The sequence below is a fragment of the Nostoc sp. genome (assembly GCF_036917775.1).
GTDB lineage: Bacteria > Cyanobacteriota > Cyanobacteriia > Cyanobacteriales > Nostocaceae > Nostoc.
The window spans coordinates 19,963-38,052 of sequence record NZ_JBALEQ010000053.1; the positions used below are offsets into that span (position 1 = coordinate 19,963).

Annotated in this window: 18 protein-coding genes; 9 read left to right on the forward strand and 9 right to left on the reverse strand. The window is 42.5% G+C overall.

From position 1 onward, the window contains the following. The first annotated feature begins 166 nt into the window (after positions 1-166). Positions 167-1,921 (forward strand): hypothetical protein, encoded by a 1,755-nt coding sequence (locus V7K69_RS08405; protein WP_335033188.1) that lies wholly within the window; start codon positions 167-169, stop codon positions 1,919-1,921. A 94-nt stretch (positions 1,922-2,015) separates the two neighbouring features. Here the strand turns inward: V7K69_RS08405 and V7K69_RS08410 are convergent, their stop codons facing one another. Together V7K69_RS08410 and mgtE are read right to left on the reverse strand one after the other, a co-directional pair. Further along, positions 2,016-3,044, reverse strand: a complete 1,029-nt coding sequence (locus tag V7K69_RS08410; protein ID WP_335033190.1) for an aspartate carbamoyltransferase catalytic subunit — start codon at positions 3,042-3,044, stop codon at positions 2,016-2,018. A 111-nt stretch (positions 3,045-3,155) separates the two neighbouring features. After that, positions 3,156-4,508 (reverse strand): magnesium transporter, encoded by a 1,353-nt coding sequence (gene mgtE / locus V7K69_RS08415; protein ID WP_335033192.1) that lies wholly within the window; start codon positions 4,506-4,508, stop codon positions 3,156-3,158. Positions 4,509-5,564: 1,056 nt separating this feature from the next. On the opposite strand from mgtE, the gene V7K69_RS08420 reads away from it, so the two are divergent. Both V7K69_RS08420 and V7K69_RS08425 read left to right on the forward strand, forming a co-directional pair. After that, complete coding sequence (locus V7K69_RS08420; RefSeq protein WP_335033194.1) at positions 5,565-7,274, forward strand: FAD-binding protein; 1,710 nt, start codon at positions 5,565-5,567, stop codon at positions 7,272-7,274. A 13-nt stretch (positions 7,275-7,287) separates the two neighbouring features. Beyond that, on the forward strand, positions 7,288-7,629 hold the full coding sequence (locus tag V7K69_RS08425) for a 4Fe-4S binding protein (protein WP_012411463.1): 342 nt from the start codon (positions 7,288-7,290) through the stop codon (positions 7,627-7,629). Positions 7,630-7,944: 315 nt separating this feature from the next. Here the strand turns inward: V7K69_RS08425 and V7K69_RS08430 are convergent, their stop codons facing one another. The 4 genes from V7K69_RS08430 to V7K69_RS08440 all read right to left on the reverse strand — a co-directional run bounded on the left by V7K69_RS08430 (position 7,945) and on the right by V7K69_RS08440 (position 9,058). Beyond that, positions 7,945-8,319 carry a hypothetical protein gene (locus tag V7K69_RS08430; RefSeq protein WP_335033195.1) on the reverse strand — a complete coding sequence of 125 codons (375 nt, stop codon included), beginning with the start codon at positions 8,317-8,319 and terminating at the stop codon, positions 7,945-7,947. A gap of 177 nt (positions 8,320-8,496) precedes the next feature. Continuing rightward, on the reverse strand, positions 8,497-8,694 hold the full coding sequence (locus V7K69_RS08435) for a DUF6887 family protein (RefSeq protein WP_335033196.1): 198 nt from the start codon (positions 8,692-8,694) through the stop codon (positions 8,497-8,499). Further along, entirely contained in the window at positions 8,691-8,873 is a 183-nt protein-coding gene (locus V7K69_RS32915; protein WP_442936127.1) for a DUF6888 family protein, read from the reverse strand. Before V7K69_RS32915 ends, V7K69_RS08435 begins: the two co-directional genes overlap by 4 nt. Next, positions 8,873-9,058 (reverse strand): ribbon-helix-helix protein, CopG family, encoded by a 186-nt coding sequence (locus tag V7K69_RS08440; protein WP_094328789.1) that lies wholly within the window; start codon positions 9,056-9,058, stop codon positions 8,873-8,875. Before V7K69_RS08440 ends, V7K69_RS32915 begins: the two co-directional genes overlap by 1 nt. A 303-nt stretch (positions 9,059-9,361) precedes the next feature. Between V7K69_RS08440 and V7K69_RS08445 the strand changes: the two genes are divergently transcribed. Both V7K69_RS08445 and V7K69_RS08450 read left to right on the forward strand, forming a co-directional pair. After that, entirely contained in the window at positions 9,362-12,568 is a 3,207-nt protein-coding gene (locus tag V7K69_RS08445; RefSeq protein WP_335033197.1) for a glycoside hydrolase family 15 protein, read from the forward strand. A gap of 41 nt (positions 12,569-12,609) precedes the next feature. Next, positions 12,610-12,987, forward strand: a complete 378-nt coding sequence (locus tag V7K69_RS08450; RefSeq protein ID WP_335033199.1) for a GxxExxY protein — start codon at positions 12,610-12,612, stop codon at positions 12,985-12,987. Positions 12,988-13,101: 114 nt separating this feature from the next. On the opposite strand, the gene V7K69_RS08455 is transcribed toward V7K69_RS08450, so the two are convergent. Next, the gene (locus tag V7K69_RS08455; protein ID WP_335033201.1) at positions 13,102-13,416 is read right to left on the reverse strand and encodes a YkvA family protein; all 315 of its coding nucleotides are present in this window, start codon (positions 13,414-13,416) and stop codon (positions 13,102-13,104) included. Between the two features lie 365 nt (positions 13,417-13,781). Between V7K69_RS08455 and V7K69_RS08460 the strand changes: the two genes are divergently transcribed. The 3 genes from V7K69_RS08460 to V7K69_RS08470 all read left to right on the forward strand — a co-directional run bounded on the left by V7K69_RS08460 (position 13,782) and on the right by V7K69_RS08470 (position 15,871). Then, positions 13,782-14,510 carry a MotA/TolQ/ExbB proton channel family protein gene (locus V7K69_RS08460; RefSeq protein WP_335033204.1) on the forward strand — a complete coding sequence of 243 codons (729 nt, stop codon included), beginning with the start codon at positions 13,782-13,784 and terminating at the stop codon, positions 14,508-14,510. A gap of 40 nt (positions 14,511-14,550) precedes the next feature. Then, entirely contained in the window at positions 14,551-15,231 is a 681-nt protein-coding gene (locus V7K69_RS08465) for an ExbD/TolR family protein (protein WP_335033206.1), read from the forward strand. A gap of 277 nt (positions 15,232-15,508) precedes the next feature. Continuing rightward, positions 15,509-15,871 carry a phage holin family protein gene (locus V7K69_RS08470; RefSeq protein WP_012411457.1) on the forward strand — a complete coding sequence of 121 codons (363 nt, stop codon included), beginning with the start codon at positions 15,509-15,511 and terminating at the stop codon, positions 15,869-15,871. Between the two features lie 65 nt (positions 15,872-15,936). Here V7K69_RS08470 and psb29 read toward each other — a convergent pair whose 3' ends face one another. Further along, positions 15,937-16,644: a photosystem II biogenesis protein Psp29 gene (gene psb29, locus V7K69_RS08475; protein ID WP_114083374.1), complete on the reverse strand. Its 708-nt coding sequence runs from the start codon at positions 16,642-16,644 to the stop codon at positions 15,937-15,939. A gap of 205 nt (positions 16,645-16,849) precedes the next feature. Between psb29 and V7K69_RS08480 the strand changes: the two genes are divergently transcribed. After that, positions 16,850-17,455: a chromophore lyase CpcT/CpeT gene (locus V7K69_RS08480; RefSeq protein WP_335033211.1), complete on the forward strand. Its 606-nt coding sequence runs from the start codon at positions 16,850-16,852 to the stop codon at positions 17,453-17,455. Between the two features lie 55 nt (positions 17,456-17,510). Here the strand turns inward: V7K69_RS08480 and V7K69_RS08485 are convergent, their stop codons facing one another. Further along, entirely contained in the window at positions 17,511-17,879 is a 369-nt protein-coding gene (locus tag V7K69_RS08485) for an STAS domain-containing protein (protein WP_163933353.1), read from the reverse strand. Positions 17,880-18,090 lie beyond the last annotated feature (211 nt).

The following is an 18,090-nucleotide window of genomic DNA, read 5'->3' on the forward strand; positions in this document are numbered from 1 at the left end:
TTTTTAATTTTTGGTTAAAAGTCAGAATTTGTGTTAGAAAGTTGGTCGTTCAGATTTTCAGGCTGTGGTTGGTTAAATTGTGCATTTGCATTCAACAAAACTAAAAAGTTCATTTCATCCTCTTAAAAATAATCAAAACAATATAGAAGTTAAGCGGGAAAGCTCTATGAAAGTAGCAGTCCAGCACGAAGATTTACAGCTTTTAGCCAAGACTTTGCAGGAACAATTGCTTGTAGAAGTCACATCGGCTGAAGTCTTCGAGGTTAAGTGTGCCGTCAATAAAGACGGGCTAATGATTTTAACGCAACATGAATCAGATGTAATAGTTGACGCTCAGATAATCTTTGCAGTCATCGAGGAAGTACTTCAGTCTCTAGCACCCCACAAAGAGCAACGAGTGCAATGTTTCCTCAGAGTTTCTGGTGAACAACTCCCTTATGCCAAATGTTTTCTACCCCTGAAGCAGACGGGGGGATGGGGAGATGAGGAAGTAGGGGGAGCAGGGGGAGCAGAGGGGCAATACTTTTATCCTATCTCTTCATCTGCTTTGACTTATTCTCCATCACTTGATGAGACAGAAGAAGAGGAACTGTTTGACCCGTTTGCAGATGCGCCAAATTTGCCGACTTCAAAAGCATTCGTAATCAAACCCATGCTGCTGGGTGTAGCCTTAGCGGGAATTGTCGTCTTAGGCAGTGGTGCTTACTTCTTGACTCGCCCTTGTGTAATGTCGGAGTGTAAAGAAATACAAAATGCCGAGCGATTAAAAACAAAATCTCCACAATTGATACGCCGTGCTAAGTCTGAACAAGAATTAGTAGCCGTACAACAGCAACTTGCGGCAGCTAGTACAGCCTTGAATGTAATTCCTAGTTGGTCGCCTCGTTCCCAGTTGTCAGAAGAACTAAAAGCAAGTTTGTCTGGACGGTCAGAAAAAATAAACCAGGTAGTCAAGGCTTTGCAGACAGGATCTTTGGCGACACAAAAAGTTCAAACTCCTGCATCTAGCCTAGAGGAATTACAAGCTAGACAACACTTATGGCGACAGGCTATAGCACCACTAGAAACTATAAGTTCCGACAGTGAACTCTATGGGCTAGTGCAAGGGAAATTGATTAATTATCGAGTTCGTTTGCACGCTGTAAATCAGCAGATATTTATTGAGGAAAAATGGCTAAAAAAACTCACAGCAGCAAAAGCTGTAGCTAGTGCTGCCGAAAAGCAAGAAGGTACTGCTAAATCTTTGAATGATTGGCAAAAGGTGCGGTCTACTTGGCTGGTGGCAATTAATGCTTTGAATAGTATTCCTTTAAGTAGCCCTAGATACCAAGAAGCTGAAAAGCTGTTGGTAGATTATAAACCTAAACTGATGGCGGCAGGCGATCGCGCGACTAAGGAACAATTAGCTGTTAAAACCTACCAACAAGTTCTTAGCACCGCCAAGCAAGCCAAGCTTTATGAGCAACAAAACCAATGGCAAGCAGCCGCGACATACTGGGAGCAGGCTTTACAAACTGTTAAAAAAATTTCCCAAGATAGCTTGTACTACACTCAAGCTCAGTCCCTCATCGAACCCTATTCAACAGCCCTCAAACAAGCACAAGAAAAAATACAAGTTGTTAGTAGTTTGCAACAAACCCGCACTGACTTGGATAAAACCTGTATTAATGAAATTCAGATTTGTACCTTTACCATAGACAATGGAGGTATTACTGTCCGGTTAACTTCTGAGTATGATCAAGTAAGGCAAAATAACTTGGCTAATCCTTATTCTGAGAATTCTAGTACTGCTGTTGATATTACCAATCACTTGCAAATCTTACGAGAAGCTCTAGCTGTAATTAGTGACAATGCCAACCTGTCCCTTGTACTTTATGATTCTCAAGGTCAGGTAATTTATACTCGGACTTTGGGTCAGTAAGGTAAAAAAGTTAGGAGTTAGGAATATATCAGAACTGGATAGAATGCAGAAGTGTAAAATCTGCCAATTATCAGGTGAAAATGTATTGTCAGGATTAAGCTTTGCCGCTACCTAACAAATATAGTAGCGCCATGCGAACGGCGATACCGCTAGTAACTTGCGATTGAATAAGACTAAATTCTGGATCATCCATCAATTCAGAACTAATTTCAACACCACGGTTAACGGGCCCTGGATGCAAAACTTTAACATTAGGTTTACAAAGTTGCAATTTTGTACGTGTAATGCCAAATAGCTGATGATATTCTCGCAAACTTGGTAGTAAATGAGCCGTCATACGCTCTTTTTGTAGGCGCAGAGTCATCACAAAGTCGGCATCTTGTAAAGCTGGTTCTAGCTGCCAATGTAGAAAAAGTGGCGGAGTGGGAAAGTGGGGGGATAACTCCTGACTTCTGACTCCTAACTCTTCAGAAATGTACTCGGCAAATAATTTGGGTAAGAGGGTTGGTGGTGCTGCCAAATGAACTTCGGCCCCACTTGCAATTAAACTCCAAATATTCGATCGCGCCACGCGAGAATGGAGAATATCACCAACAATGGCAATCTTTTTCCCCTTTAAAAGTTCTACTCGGGGACTAGCTGGGTCAATAAGAGTAGTTATGGTAAATAAATCTAGCAGTGCTTGGGAAGGATGCTCATGTTGACCATCACCAGCATTAAGAACACTAACTCGTACACCTAAACGATCCATTTCAGCCGCGATCGCATTTGGTACTCCTGCCTCTCGATGGCGGACTACCATAATATCAGTTCCCATTGCCAAATAAGTCTTCGCCGTGTCGAGAATTGTTTCTCCCTTAGTCATCGAAGATGTGGCTGCGGCAAAATTTAGCGTATCCGCACTTAAGCGTTTCGCCGCGAGTTCAAAACTGCTGCGAGTCCGGGTAGAAGATTCAAAAAATAAATTCGCCACCACCTGTCCCTGCAAGGTTGGCACTTTCTTCGTCCGCCGCGATAGCACCTCTTGAAAACTGGCAGCAGTTTGCAAAACAGTATCGTATTCAGTGGTAGTGAAGTCGGCTAGGGAAAGAATGTGATGACGATTCCAGGTGGTAGTAGGCATAGAATTTGGGGAGTGGGGACAAGGGGGACAAGGGGACAGGGGGACAAGGGGAGACAAGGGAAATAACCCAATGCCCCATGCCCTATGCCCCATACCCTATGCCCAATCCCTTCACGTTGGTAAATGGAAAACGTTTAAAGCTAAAGAAATTAGGCTGAGGAACGTTAGAAACCCAATTGTATCTAGCATTGTAGTCACTAACGGGCCACTAACTAAAGCAGGATCAAGTTTCAAGCGTTTCAAAGCCATTGGCAGTAAAGTGCCGAGTGTAACAGCCACAATTGTATTAGTTGCCATTACCATTCCGGCAATTAAAGCCACCCATCGCTCTTGGGGTCGTGCCCAAATTAGGGAAAGTAGGATCATCGTTGTGGCTAAAGCGAGGGCCGTACCTAAACCAGCTAGAAGTTCTTTGCGGAGAATTTTCAAAGTGTCTTTGGGTGTTACCTCACCCACCCCTAAGCCGCGAATTGTCACCGTTAATGATTGAATACCAACAGTACCACCAGTATTAGAAAAAATTGGCATGATTACTGCTAGCACTGGCACTGCGGCAATTACAGATTGAAAAGGCGCGATCGCACTGGCTGCACCAATATACATAGCCATGATGCCCAACAGCCAAGGTAAGCGGTTGCGGATGGTGAGTAGGGGAGAGGATAAAGCTGCTTCATCACCACTCACACCCGCCAGTTTTTGAATATCTTCTGTGGCTTCTTCTTCCAAAATATCCATGACATCATCAATGGTGACGATGCCAACCAATCGATCTTCTCGATCAACTACGGGGATAGCGATTAAGTCATAGCGCTGCATGATTCGCGCCACTTCTTCTTGAGGAGTTTCAGTTCTAACTTTGATGACGCGATCGCTGGAAATATCTTTGATGAAAACATCGGGAAAGGTAAACAGCAACTGGCGCAGTGAAACTACTCTCACCAGCGTCCGGTTGTCATCAGTAACGTAGGCGTAATAAATTGACTCTTTATCTTCATCCTGACGGCGGATTTTACTTAGGGCTTCACCTACAGTCAATCCTTGCCGCAACCGGACATATTCGGTTGTCATCACCCGCCCAGCCGTGCCTTCTGGATAGCCGAGAATAGTTGCTGTTGCTTGCCTTTGTTCTGGACTCAGTTCTTTCAATAGCCGTTTGATTACCCCAGCAGGTAATTCATCAAACAATTCTGCCCGTTCGTCGGGACTCATTGCTTCTACAAGTTGCACTACTTGGACATCATGCAGAGAATTAATTAGTTCTTCCTGCACCTCTGTAGGCAGATATTCAAATACATCGATTGCCTGAGCTTTGTTGAGTAAACGGAATGCGATCGCGCGTTGTTGTTCAGGCAATTGTGTAATGTAATCTCCCACATCCACAGGTTGCAAGCGATTTAAATCCCACTTCAACTGGTTTAAATCGGTAGTATCAGTAAGCAAATCACGAATATCTTGTGTGAGCATGAGATATATCTCCTAAGTCTCCCCCGCGCTGGGAGACTTCCTCGCCAGCTCAGAGGAGGTTGATACTGCCATCTGGTGGACTATTGCCCATAAAATTTCAACAATTCAATATCGATATCTAAATCAAGGCATTGCTAGTCATCATCCTAACCCGGAATCGCACTCTCAGGTAGACACCGAATATTAGCATTCAGCATCTATAATATTTCTGACTAATTTAATTGTCCTAAATTTTAAGTAATTTTTGTGTACTTAAAGTAGATTTTACTACTGCTAGAAGCTATGTCAAGCCAATCAAGGAATTTACTCGCAAAATTCACAGAGTCAAAATATTTACAACAGTAATAAGTAGTATTTTGTATCAAGCAACTTCATGCCTAGTTACCTGGACAAAAATAAAATAAGATTTCTATATAAGGGACTTCCAAATAAAAAATACCCAAAAAACTGACGAAAAAAACTCTCTTCTCCTCATTCCTCTGTGTCGCGCCAGTCGCTACAACGGGGGGAACCCCCGCAACGCGCTGGCTTCTCTGTGTCTCTGTGGTTCGTTAGGAAGCGGTCGTAGTTTTTATAATCATGCACTAAGTCGATCGAAATACCGTATTATAATGCAAATATATTTTTAGACTGCTGAAATAAAGGGAAGTTCGTAGCGTCTCATCTGTTAAAGATGCGTGCGTGCCGCCAGCTTATCTACTAAGTCTGGTCATGGTGATATTGGCTTATACCAATATCATTAACCCTCACAAGAATAGAAACTTTTACCACAGTTCCAACTGGATAAGATATTAGTTCGTAACACTTAATGCTTGCAAAGCTAATAATTAGTGTATCATGTGAACTGTAATTGGCCTTACACATTCTTTGTATAGATTATGCAAACTCTATCTACTGCATAAGTATTTATCATGAACTGCGTACACCAGGACGGATGGATGAAAAAGGGACTGGTACAGCAAAGCGAAATTCAAAATTAAAGAACTCTTAGGGACTGAGCGAGGAAATCAGCACGCGGCTCAAAGTCCCTCTAACAGAACTTTTCCAAGTCAAAGTATGAAGTTGACTGCCAAAAAGGAGGACAAGGAATTGCTAACAGCCTATAGCGAAAATGAACTGCAATTAACTGCCGACGTGCTGGTAATTGGTGGCGGCCCTGCCGCAGCATGGGCAGCATGGGCAGCCGCATCAGAAGGTGTAAAAGTAATCATTGTTGATAAAGGTTTTCTAGGTACGAGCGGTGCAGCTGCTGCCAGTGGCAATGGCATCATGGCTCCTTCTCCAGAAAATTGGGACAAAGTTTTATGGGAGCGTTATCGCGTAGGAAAAAACCTAGCTAACTTACGTTGGATCGAGCGTGTTATCGAAAAAACTTGGCTCAGTTTGCCTCTAGTTGAAAAGTGGGGCTATCGTTTTCCCAAAGAAAATGGGGAATCCGTGCGCCAGAGTTATTATGGCCCTGAATATATGCGGGTACTTCGCAAGAACCTATTGCGTGTAGGGGTGCAGATTCTTGATCAAAGTCCTGCTCTAGAGCTTTTATTGGCTGATGACGGCTCAGTGGCTGGAGCAAGAGGTGTACAGAGACAAAATCATCGTACCTATACTGTTCGCGCTGGTGCAGTAGTCCTAGCCAATGGTGGTTGTGCATTCTTGAGTAAAGCATTAGGGTGCAATACCAATACAGGTGATGGAATGCTGATGGCAGTAGAAGCTGGTGGTGAACTCTCCAGTATGGAAGCTTCTAATCACTATGCCATCTCGACCGCTTTTAATGCCACAGTAACAAGGGGTGTTCCCTTTGGCTGGGCTAGTTACAGCGATGAAGCAGGTAATGATCTTGGTGGCTATGTCAATGGTCGTCGCGATCCATCATTTCTTCCCAATGCCCTCCTGAAAGGCTCCGTTTATGCCCGTTTGGATCGAGCTACACCTGAAGTCAAGGCGGTGATTGAAAAGTCTCATTTCATATCTTTTTTACCCTATAAAAAAGCTGGCATTGACCCCTATACAGAACGAGTGCCTGTAACACTGATTTTAGAAGGTACAGTCCGTGGTACGGGTGGAATTCGGATTGTGAATGATAGTTGCGGTACAAAGGTTCCTGGCCTCTACGCCGCCGGTGATGCTGCATCGCGGGAGTTTTTAGCAGGTTTAGCTTCTGGGGGTGGTGGCCCCAATGCGGCCTGGGCAATCTCCACAGGACAATGGGCTGGAGTTGGCGCGGCTGAATTTGCGAAGAGTCTTGGCGCTCATCCTCATGAACGGGTGGTGCATCCTGCTGGTCAAGCCGGATTGCGTAGCCCATCACAGTCTCCCACTTCTGAAACATTCGATAGCGAGGCGATCGTGCGCGGCGTACAAGCGCAGATGTTCCCCTTAGAGAAGAATTACTTGCGCTGTGAGCAGGGTCTTTTGGATTCCCTGGCCAAATTAGAAACGTTGTGGCAGCAGGTAAAGACGAACCCGAAACAAGATACAGTGCGCGATGTGGAATTTTCTCGGCGAGCGGCTGCTCTCACAGCTGTAGCGCGATGGGCATATTTTAGTGCTTTACATCGCACGGAAACCCGCAGTGAACATATTCGCATGGACTATCCCGAAACCGATCCAAATCAGCGTTATTATCAGGCAACCGGCGGCTTAGATCGTCTATGGGTGAGGCGTGATTGGCTAACGGATGCCATCGCCTACGACGAGCAGAACACGATCGCTACAGCACCAGTACCAAACACTCAAACCACACCCTCTGTATCAAAGTTGTAGCAGGAGCAGTATCATGATCGAGCTTGTCAGTCATAAACTCTGTATCAATTGCAATGTATGCGTCCAAGTATGTCCTACCAATGTCTTTGAGTCCGTACCTAACCAACCACCCGCGATCGCTCGGCAAGAAGACTGTCAAACTTGTTTCATGTGTGAGGCTTATTGTCCTGCGGATGCACTTTATGTTGCGCCCCAATCTCATACCAATGTTGCAGTCAATGAGGATGATTTAATTGAAAGTGGCATCATGGGTGAATATCGTCGCATCTTGGGTTGGGGGTATGGCAGAAAAAACAATAGTGAATTGGATACTGCTCATCAACTGCGCCAACTGCCGCGCCCCTATCAAAGTTAATTTGAGTGTGTTTAATTGAGTGTGGTAGCAACCTCAATTAGTCGAAAACCTGCAAGTCACACCAATAACTGCTTCTTTTAGATGCTCTATCTTAACTAGCACTAACTACCGTTGTTGGTGCTAGTAAAATAGGGCAATTTGTGTTGGTTGAACACCGCGTTTTTGAGCTAATTCTACGATGGTATCAAGCAACTTCATGTATAGTCACCTGGACGACGAAGAATCAGGAATGGGTTAGCAGATTTCACCTCATAGTTGCAGTAAGGTGTTTGAGCTTTAGCGATCGCTCTTGGGTGTGCCTAGTTTACTCTATACTTAGTCTGTAAAGTAAAAATTCATACTCTGGAGCGCTGTAATCACCAGCGTCAGAAATATTAATTCGGACTGTGAAAGTAAACGCCGTTCTCCAGTATCATTAAATGCTAATAGCTCAAATTCCCAGAATCTTTCGCCACTAATTTCAGTAATTTGTTTAAATGTTTTCAAATTCCATATAATTACTTTATCTGAGTAATCTATCCCCGCAGCCAAGTAATTAGCTTTAAGATTGATCGCCAAATATCCTACATTATTTAGTGTCTCAAAAGTTTTTGAAAGCTGATTAGATAAATAATTCCAGATTTTTATTCTTTTATCTAAACCTCCACTGATTATATGTCCCTTCTCTCCAATTACAACTGAACGTAACATTGAATATTTGAATAAATATCATATTTTCGTTTGCGATCGCGGTCATTTTCTAATCTACGACTAAAAATTACCTGTATTTCTGACTGTGTTAAACCCGTTTGGCAGAGGGCAAATAAATATATTTTCTCTTCTTCCTGCCTCCAGCAATAACTGCTCTCTGCCTTTCTTCGGTAATTTTTAGAGATTTTCTCGTGTCCGTTTTGCTTCTATTAGTTTTTCCAGTTCACCAATTTCATCTATGGTATAAAACTTCGGGTTAGGTTCAGCGTTAATTTTATCCATTAGAGCATGAAAAGCTTCTGTATCATTACGATTCTCTAATAAATAACGTTTTAACTCTACTTTACTCATTGCTGCAAACTGAGGCTTGGTCATTCGTCGTATCTCCATTCACCATTAGAGTTAATTACAATACCTGTTTCATCTCCAGCCAAGATATAGATGTCTCCTGTTCGTTCATCTAATCTGACTATAAAGATAGGTAGTAGAAACGTTGTGAGGTTTTGGCAGAGAATAAAACAAGTCAAATTTTGTTTGAGTGTAGGATACCTCATCAAGGTTGACTTACCTTTTTGATTGCCGCATCACACCACATCCTGACAGCTTCTTCCATTGCCTCACTGTGACCTATTTCCAACTCAAGAGCTAGCTGTTTGAAAATTTTAACTAAATCCTTGGGCAGATAGGCAGCACTTTGGGTGTAATCGCTGTGGGTGCGTTTGTTAATTCGAGTTTCCATAATAAGAAAAGTTAATCTGCTGTTATGCTAGCATACTAGCTCATATCTCCCAGATTGCACTCCATAGCACGTAATTCTGACCACACCCAAAAACCTCCCCAATTTTTCACTATTTTGCCAGTGCCACGCCGAAATAAAATCGCTAAAATTAAGTACCTATAAACCTATTAACAGGAGATAATAATAAACTTACTACCCTCCGCTGTTCTTCCATCAACCATTACAGAGCTTGTTCTGACTTGGTTTAGGTAATTCACTTGACAGTCGCAGGGTCAAATTTTGCAAGTAGTTCCGAACCAAACCATGAAAACATCTACCAAATTGCTAACTCGTCTGGACTATTACTACCAGCAAATCAAAACGATTATCCTGACTCGGCAGAATCCGATTACTGGTTTACTACCTGCAAGTACAGCGATTACAGCCCACGGCGATTATACAGATGCCTGGGTGCGGGATAATGTTTACAGCATTTTGGCAGTTTGGGGTTTAGGACTTGCATACCGCAAGATTGACGACGACAAAGGACGCACCTATGAACTAGAACACAGTGTCATCAAACTGATGCGCGGGTTGCTATTTGCAATGATGCGACAGGCTCATAAAGTAGAGACATTTAAACATACTCAGTCGCTACTAGATGGACTGCACGCCAAATATAATACTGCAACAGGTGATATTGTTGTTGGTGATGACGAATGGGGACATTTGCAACTTGATGCCACATCTATATTTTTGCTGATGTTGGCGCAAATGACGGCTGCGGGATTGCCAATAATTTATACAATTGATGAAGTTAATTTCGTCCAAAATTTGGTTTACTACATTGGACGAGCTTACCGCACACCCGATTACGGTATTTGGGAACGTGGTAATAAAATTAATCGGGGTAATGCTGAGTTAAATGCCAGTTCCGTAGGCATGGCAAAAGCTGCTTTAGAAGCTATCAATGGACTGGATTTGTTTGGTGTGCGTGGTAGTCAAGCATCAGTGATTCATGTGCTGCCAGATGAAATCGCCCGTGCCCGAATTACTCTAGAATCACTATTACCGAGAGAATCTGGTTCCAAAGAAATTGATGCGGCGCTGTTAAGTATTATCAGTTATCCTGCCTTTGCAGTCGAAGATTTGGAGTTACGCGATCGCACTTTAAACGATATTATCAACAAACTCGCAGGTAAATACGGTTGCAAACGCTTTTTGCGTGATGGACACCAGACGGTTTTAGAAGATAATCAGCGCTTGCACTACGAACCGTGGGAACTCAAGCAATTTGAGCATATTGAATGTGAATGGCCGTTATTTTTCACTTATTTAGTTTTAGATGGATTATTTTGCAGTGAGCAAGAACAAGTTAAAAAATACCAAGAACTTTTAGAATCATTACTTATAGAACAAGATGGTTTACGTTTACTGCCAGAACTATATTATGTCCCAGCCGAAAACATAGAAGCAGAAAAGTTATCACCCCAAACGCAACCACGTTTACCCAACGAAAATATTCCTTTGGTGTGGGCGCAGAGTTTATATTTTCTTAGTCAAATGTTGAGTGAAGGGTTACTAGCAGTTGGTGATATCGACCCTTTGGGAAGACATTTGTGTGTGGGAAAACAGCGCGAATCATTAGTACAAATTGCCTTGCTAGCAGAAGATGAAGATTTACAGAAAAAATTAGAAGTTCATGGCATTGAAACACAAACTCCTACCCAAGTAGAACCGATTCAGGTGAGAAAAGCTGGAGAATTCTCAGCTATTTATACCCAAATTGGCCGTAACGACAAACTTGGTTTAACTGGGCGGCCAGTGCGGCGGCTGCGGAGTTTAACAACATCTAGAATCTTTCGGATTCGTGGTGAAACAATTGTATTTTTGCCTTCGTTCTCTGACTCTCAACAGTTTTACTTAACCCTTGATTACCATTTTTTGCTGGATCAAATTAGAAGCGAACTAGCTTACATCCAAAAATATTGGAGCGATTTAGGTCGTCCTACCTTGACTTTAATGTTGACGCACACCATGCTAGAAATCGGTTCTGAAGCATTACTAGAACTGATGCAAGAACTAAAAGATGGTGTTTGTAACGGTGTGCGAGTGAAATTAGGGCGGCTAAATCAGTTAATGTTAACAGCCGGAATCCAAAGAATTGATTTTCTTCCTAATGCAGAATTCTCGCGATCGCCAGTGAGAAATGCTGGCCCACGTTGCTATTATTTGGCTTATCATCCTGAGAAAAACTGGCGCTTAGGGCATACTCAAGAATTTAAGATGGAGTATGAAACCAATTTCGGATTATTACTTTCTTCTTTGCGTGCTTCAGAGAATATCTACGAACAAATTGAGTTACTGCAAACTTTAACTCGCTTGCAAGGCATGAACTTTGATACGGGGTATGGCGGCCCAGGATATCCTGTAACCGTAGCCGATTTACTCGATGAAGTGTATACCAAAGCTGGAGATTTAGGTATTTGGGCAGTGGTACGTCGGGCTGCGGGGTTAAGGCAAATGGTTGATATCAGCCTATCAGATGCAGTCACGAGTATTTTGGTGCGAGGTAAGCAAATTGCTGTGGGTAAAGCTTACAGTGAAGCGTCCTTGATTAGCGTACCCATGTCACACGATGAAATTGCCGATAAAATTAATCATTTTTGTCGTGAAGATATCCGCGATCGCGTCCTAACTCAAGAGATTTTAATCTATCTTGGTATCTTAATTCGCTCAGAATCCCAATTATTTCAGGGACTACTCACGCTGAGAGTCGGCTATCTCATCTTATTGCTCACCAGCGAACTAGCGCGGGAGTTACACGTTACTCAAGATGAAGCTTACGATCGCTTAATGCAACTTTCACCCTTTGAAGTGAAAATGCGCTTGCGTCAGGTATTAACTGGATATACTGGCATGAGTAACCTGTTACGCCAACAAGAATCACTGCACGTCAAACAAAAAGAAAGTGATATTGCTTGGGTGGTGTTACCAGGAATCGCTGAAGAAATAGAAGTTCCACCAGGTGGTTGGCGGCGGTTTCGTCAAGCCGAGGGTGCGACGGGGCGCGTACCAAAAGACTTTTTCAAGCAGGTTTGGCTATTAATGCAACATTGCAAGGGTCTAGTAATTGGGGATAAACTAGAGCGCCGCAATCGTTTAGATAGTGAGATAATGTTGTCCGAGATGACAGCAGGGGAAAGAAATTTTGCTCTCTTGGTTGAGCATTTGCTGAATAAAATTGAAGCTCCAGAATACCGCCAAGTTAATATTGAAGCATTAATCGAATTAGGAGCGATCGCAGCTAATAATCCCAAGCTACAAATCGAAGAATATATTGTGTTAGATGTGTTGATTGGACACGCAGTGCGATTGGCGTGGCTAGAAAATCATAGTCAACGCAGCGATCGCTATGATGAGGATAAGGCGAGTGCGTGGCGATCGTTTTACAACACCTCTCCTAGAGATTGCGCTAGTTATATTTTGAAGGCGTTTAGGTTCTTGACGGAATTTGTGAAGGATTTTTAAACGCAGAGGGGCGCAAAGGGAAACGCAGAGGAGCGCAGAGGATGAGAGAGAATGATTTGAGTGGGGTGATTATTGGTTGTGCGATGAGGGTTCATACTGCTTTGGGGCCTGGTTTGTTGGAGTCGGCTTATGAGGAGTGTTTGGATTATGAATTGAAGAAGGCAGGGTTAAGTGTTGGTAAGCAAATTCCATTGCCTTTGGTTTACCAAGATGTGCAATTGGAATGCGTTTATAGATTAGATTTGATTGTCGAAAACCAAGTCATTGTAGAGATTAAATCTGTAGAATCTTTCCACCCGATTCACTCAGTTCAACTTCTAACCTATCTCAAACTAGCAAACTGCAAACTAGGTCTTCTCCTCAACTTTAACGTCCTCCACCTCAAAGAAGGCATCAAACGCATAGCCAACAACCTCTAACTCCTCCTCTCACTCCCTCTCATCCTCCGCGAACCTCTGCGCTTCCCTCCGCGCCCCTTTGCGTTAAAAAAATATCCCCCACCTCAGATTCCAAAAGCAGGGGTTTTATTAAAACTACTTAACAGAAACAGCATCAACATCAATTGTGCTTCCACTAGAGGTAGAACCCTCAGTACTATTAGGCACTTCAGTACCCACATCACCCTTACGAGCCTTCCATCCCTCAATTACTAGCCCAGATACCTCACTAACTAGCAGAGTCAAAAGGAAAACATCGTCAATCTGTCCCACAACGGGTATAAAATCTGGGAGAACATCAAATGGGCTGACCAAATAGACCAACGTTCCTAAAATAACCCACCAACGGTACTTGGGGTTACGGAGAACATCGCGATACCAGGTATAAAGTGATTGGATTGAAAATTTCATATTTTGAACCTCCAGTTATCTTTAATTTTGACAAATAATCTTAAAAATTCCCGGTGCGAATAACCGCCCTAGTTAGTCGGGAAGACGCTACTCGTAATCTGTCATCAAAAACCTATTTTGTAATTGTCCATAAGAGTTTAATACCGCAAGGGTTTGACAAATTAGACAGTGATTGTATTAATTCAAGATTATGGCAACCCAGCAGCAAATTTGTCCAGCAGGCTAAGTTAAATACGCCATGCTTAGAGTGTCTTTTTAGCTTTTCGAGAAATTTATATTTCGGAAGTCCCTCATTTTGCATTAATCTCTAGAATTAAAATGCCTTAGCACATTTGCTCTAGTCATGGAGGGAGGAAACTTAAACAGTGGATATTTTAGATTTATTTTATAAGGGCGGGCCAGCGATGTGGCCTCTACTTGTCCTGTCGATTCTATCTTTGAGTGTGATTTTTGAGCGTCTGTGGTTCTGGCTGCGAATTTTGACTCAGGAAAAGCAAATAGTCGATCGCATTCTGGATGCTGCCCAAGATAATTGGCAAGAAGCTGCTGACGTTGCGAAACTTGCAAGCCATCAACCTGTCGGGCGTTTTCTTTATGCCCCCTTACGTTTTCCAAAAACTGATGTGGAAACCTTTCGACTAGCACTTGAGGCTACAGCAGAAGATGAATTGGCTGGAATGCGGCGCGGCGAAAAGCTTTTAGAAGCTGTGATTGCCCTTGCGCCCCTGCTGGGATTATTAGGTACTGTTTTAGGTCTAATTCACTCTCTGCGCTCAATTCGGATTGGCGATTTGGGAACTGAATCTACCGCCGGGGTAACTACTGGTATTGGTGAATCTTTAATTAGTACGGCAACTGGGTTAATAGTTGCCATTATTAGCTTGGTATTTTATCGCCTATTTCAAAGTTTTGTAGTCAACCAAGTCAAAGTTTTTCGGAAAGCAGGGAATGAGATGGAATTACTCTACCGCCAGTCCCCCCCTGATTTTAGTAATATTACATCACCAATTGTCCGGGAAAATTTCACTCCACCCCGCAAGCCAGGAAAGACTAGGTTGCCTGAACCTCCTGAACCCCCAAATTTACCTAATTAGTCAAGAATTAAACCCCCAAGCAGGCGATTAAATTGAGAAAATGAAAGTTAATCTACATACCCCAATTGAAGAAGTCCAAATTCAAATCATCCCTTTAATTGATGTCGTTTTTTGTATCCTGACGTTTTTTTTGTTGGCGGCTTTACAATTTACACGGCAACAGGCAATAAATGTTGATTTGCCCAAAGCCAGCCCTAGTACAGTATCTGCAATAACATCACAAAGTGGAAGTCTGATTGTAACTATCGATGCCGTTGGTAATACTTACATAGAAAAACAGCCAGTAAAACGCGATGATTTGGGAGTAAGGCTAAAACAATATCTTCAAGCAAACCCGAGTGCTGTTGTGGTGCTAAATGCTTCGCGGACAGCAACTTATAATGATGTGATTGAGACATTGGATTTGCTACGGCAAGTAGGAGGCGATCGCGTTTCTTTAGGAATTATTCCTGGCCCATCTCAACCACTCACAAACTCACTCAATCAGCCGAATATCCCCTCTTTCCCAGTCAATCCTGGTATAGCCCCAGTTCCAGGCATCAATCCCGAAGGGAATATTACCCCTAAATTTCCCTTAGCACCTAATTCCGTACCCTTACCTGGTGTAAGTCAGCCTCCAACCGAGCAAGGCATCAGTCCTATCAATCCTGGTATTTCCAACCCACCAGCATCCCAAGCCCCTGTAGCACCCAAACAAACACAAGCACCTCTTAAAAGATGAAATAAGGGCATGGGGCATGAATAAGAGACAAGGGAGACAAGGAAGAGGGGGGAGACAAGGAAGAGATTTGTTCAATAATTCCCCCTTGTCTCCCTACCTCCCCTGCCCCCTTTCCCCCTGGAGCTTTTTCTCAATCCTAAAGATATCTAAAACAAAATTCGGTTAGCAATGAAATTTCTGCTAACTTACAAATAATTGGTTGAGCTTTAAAAATTTTTCCACCGATAAACTGAAGGAATTTATCACCAATTGCCATTCACGTTTCAGGGGTTGTGGCATGAATATCGTTACGCTTTTAATTGTTTGGGTAGTAACAGCTATCAGCCTGTTGATAATTAGTAAATTACCTTTAGGAGTTGAAATTGATACTCCTGGTAAAGCCTTTCTTTCTGCCGCAGTGCTTGGTATCGTGACGGCAATAGTCAGACCGATTTTAAGCCTCGTTTTTGCAGTCCCCAATTTACTTACATTGGATTTACTATCCGGCATTTTCACATTTATGATTGCCGTAGTTTGCTTTAGTATTGCTGCTTGGTTAGTAGAGGGCTTTCGCTTACGTTACGGTATTTGGAGTGCTGTTATTGGAGCATTTACGCTGACTATAATTAACAGCTTAATCTACAAATTATTGGGTGTTTAAAATCAATAGTGATGAGTTAGAAGTTAGGAGTTAATTGTTAATAACTCCTAACTCCTAACTCCTAACTATTCGTTGGAACTTGGGGGAGCAACGGGAGTCGTTGATTGTTGTTTACGTTGTTCGCGTTTTTTGCGATCGGCTGAGAGCATATCTGCCATTACTACCAGCGCTTGCGCCATCTTATCTAGGTTAGAACGGTATAATTCCAAATCCTTGTTGAGTTTGTCATCAGATACGTGCAAGCCAGCTGCGATCGCTTTTAGCGCCTCAGTTAGTTGCTTTTCATCTTTGACTAATTCCGGATCTGACTGTTCTAATAACGAAAATAAACCAATTGCGAACAAACGGTTGTATTTAAAGTTAGGATTGTTGGCGATCGCTTGCAGTTGTGTTTGCAAGTCAGTATCTCTATCTAAGTAAGTAGTTTGGGCTAGCCACCCAATTAAATCTTTAACAGGCAAACCTTTAGCTACAGCTTGCAATCTTTGGGCATCGTGTCGATAGCGTTGTGGATCTGTTTCTATAGCCTGACATAAGGCGTTAAAAATTGATTCTTGATCCCGTTCTGGTTGATAGCCTTCCATGAAGCGGTCAAAAGTTGTGACGACACCCAAGGCATAAATTGGATTGTAGCTAAAATCGATATTTACTGACAGCAGGTGCATTTCTACCATCAATTCTTCTACTACCCGACGATAAATAGTGTTAATCGGACGGGTATGAAGATTGTAAAAAGTTCGTTTTGTATCAGAGACAGTACGGACGTTATTCACAAAGAAAATGTTAAGGGCGACGTATCTTTATTTTCTCGCTTAAAGGCTACTTTGCCAAGTTGAGCTTTTGACTTGTGACGGTTTCATCTACAATATAAACAAATCAAAAGTATTTTATAAGCTAGTAACCACAGGGGATTAAGACCTTTTCCTCTAAAAAACTAGCCAGAAATATTTCTCCTTAATGATTTTTTTTATTGAATTTATGAACTTCTCGCCACAGTTAATTGCTTTAGGTGAGTACCTAGCTGGTGAATTTGATAATCGAGAACAAGCTATAGAAGAACCAGTTTGGTATGTGCATCTCCGAATGTGGCAAAGACCAGTGAATTTGTTCACAGAAGATAGCATCACCTTGTTTGCCGAACAAGCTAGCGTAATTAACCTAGATAAACCTTACCGTCAGAGAATTATGCGGTTGCGTCAGGGTAGCAACTCTCACACATCTCTGGAAGTACAATACTATATACCTCAAGATCCAGATGCGTTAAGAGGCGCAGGCAATAACCCTGCTCTACTGAACACACTGACACCCGAACAATTAGATTTACTACCAGGTTGTATACTGACAGTAACTCACGAAGCATTAGCTGGCGATCGCTATAAGTTTACCGCCACACCACAACCAGACACTCGTTGCAGCTTTACTTATCTTGGTAATAGCATCTATGTTTCGTTGGGCTTTGAAACCACTGCGGCAGAATTTCACAGCTACGACAAAGGAATTGATCCAGAAACTGGAAAAGCAACTTGGGGAGCGATTATGGGCCCCTATCGCTACACCAAGCGGAATCAGTATTCAATAAGATAAACCTATCATTCATGAGTTACGAGTTATGAAGTTTCTATTAACTTCTAACTCTTCTTTAGCTAGCCATACTACGAGGTACACCTTCTAAAGCTTCATCTTCTGTTTCAAAGATTTCAAAGACAGTATCCATCATCGTCACTTCAAACACGAGTTTGGCTTCTGGATGTACATTGCAGATGCGGAAACTGCCCTTGACTTTATCAGCATCACGCATTCCAGCTACCAAAGATGTGAGGCCAGAACTATCAATAAAATTCACCTGAGCCAGATTTACAACTACATGGCGGCTGAGTTTGGAAATACACTCTTGTAACTTCAGGCGAAATTGCCAAGCAGTGGTAATGTCTAGGCGACCTGCTGGTGTTAAGACAATAACGGTGTTTCCGTCTTGGGTTGTATAAGTTTTTTGGTCTATATGAATCACTAAAGCCCTCCCCGTGGCATTCCTCTTAAGATTAGGTAGTTACAGAATTGTCTAACGCTGTCACTTGAGATTAACAAGCTATAGCTAAAATTGTCACCTTTTTCTGCTAGGTGCTTAACTTTAGTAGTTTAACTCACTAAATCAGTACTGAGTAGCAATTTTAAACGAGGAGTGGCAGAGACTAAGAAAATGAGGGAGATAGGGAAAACTC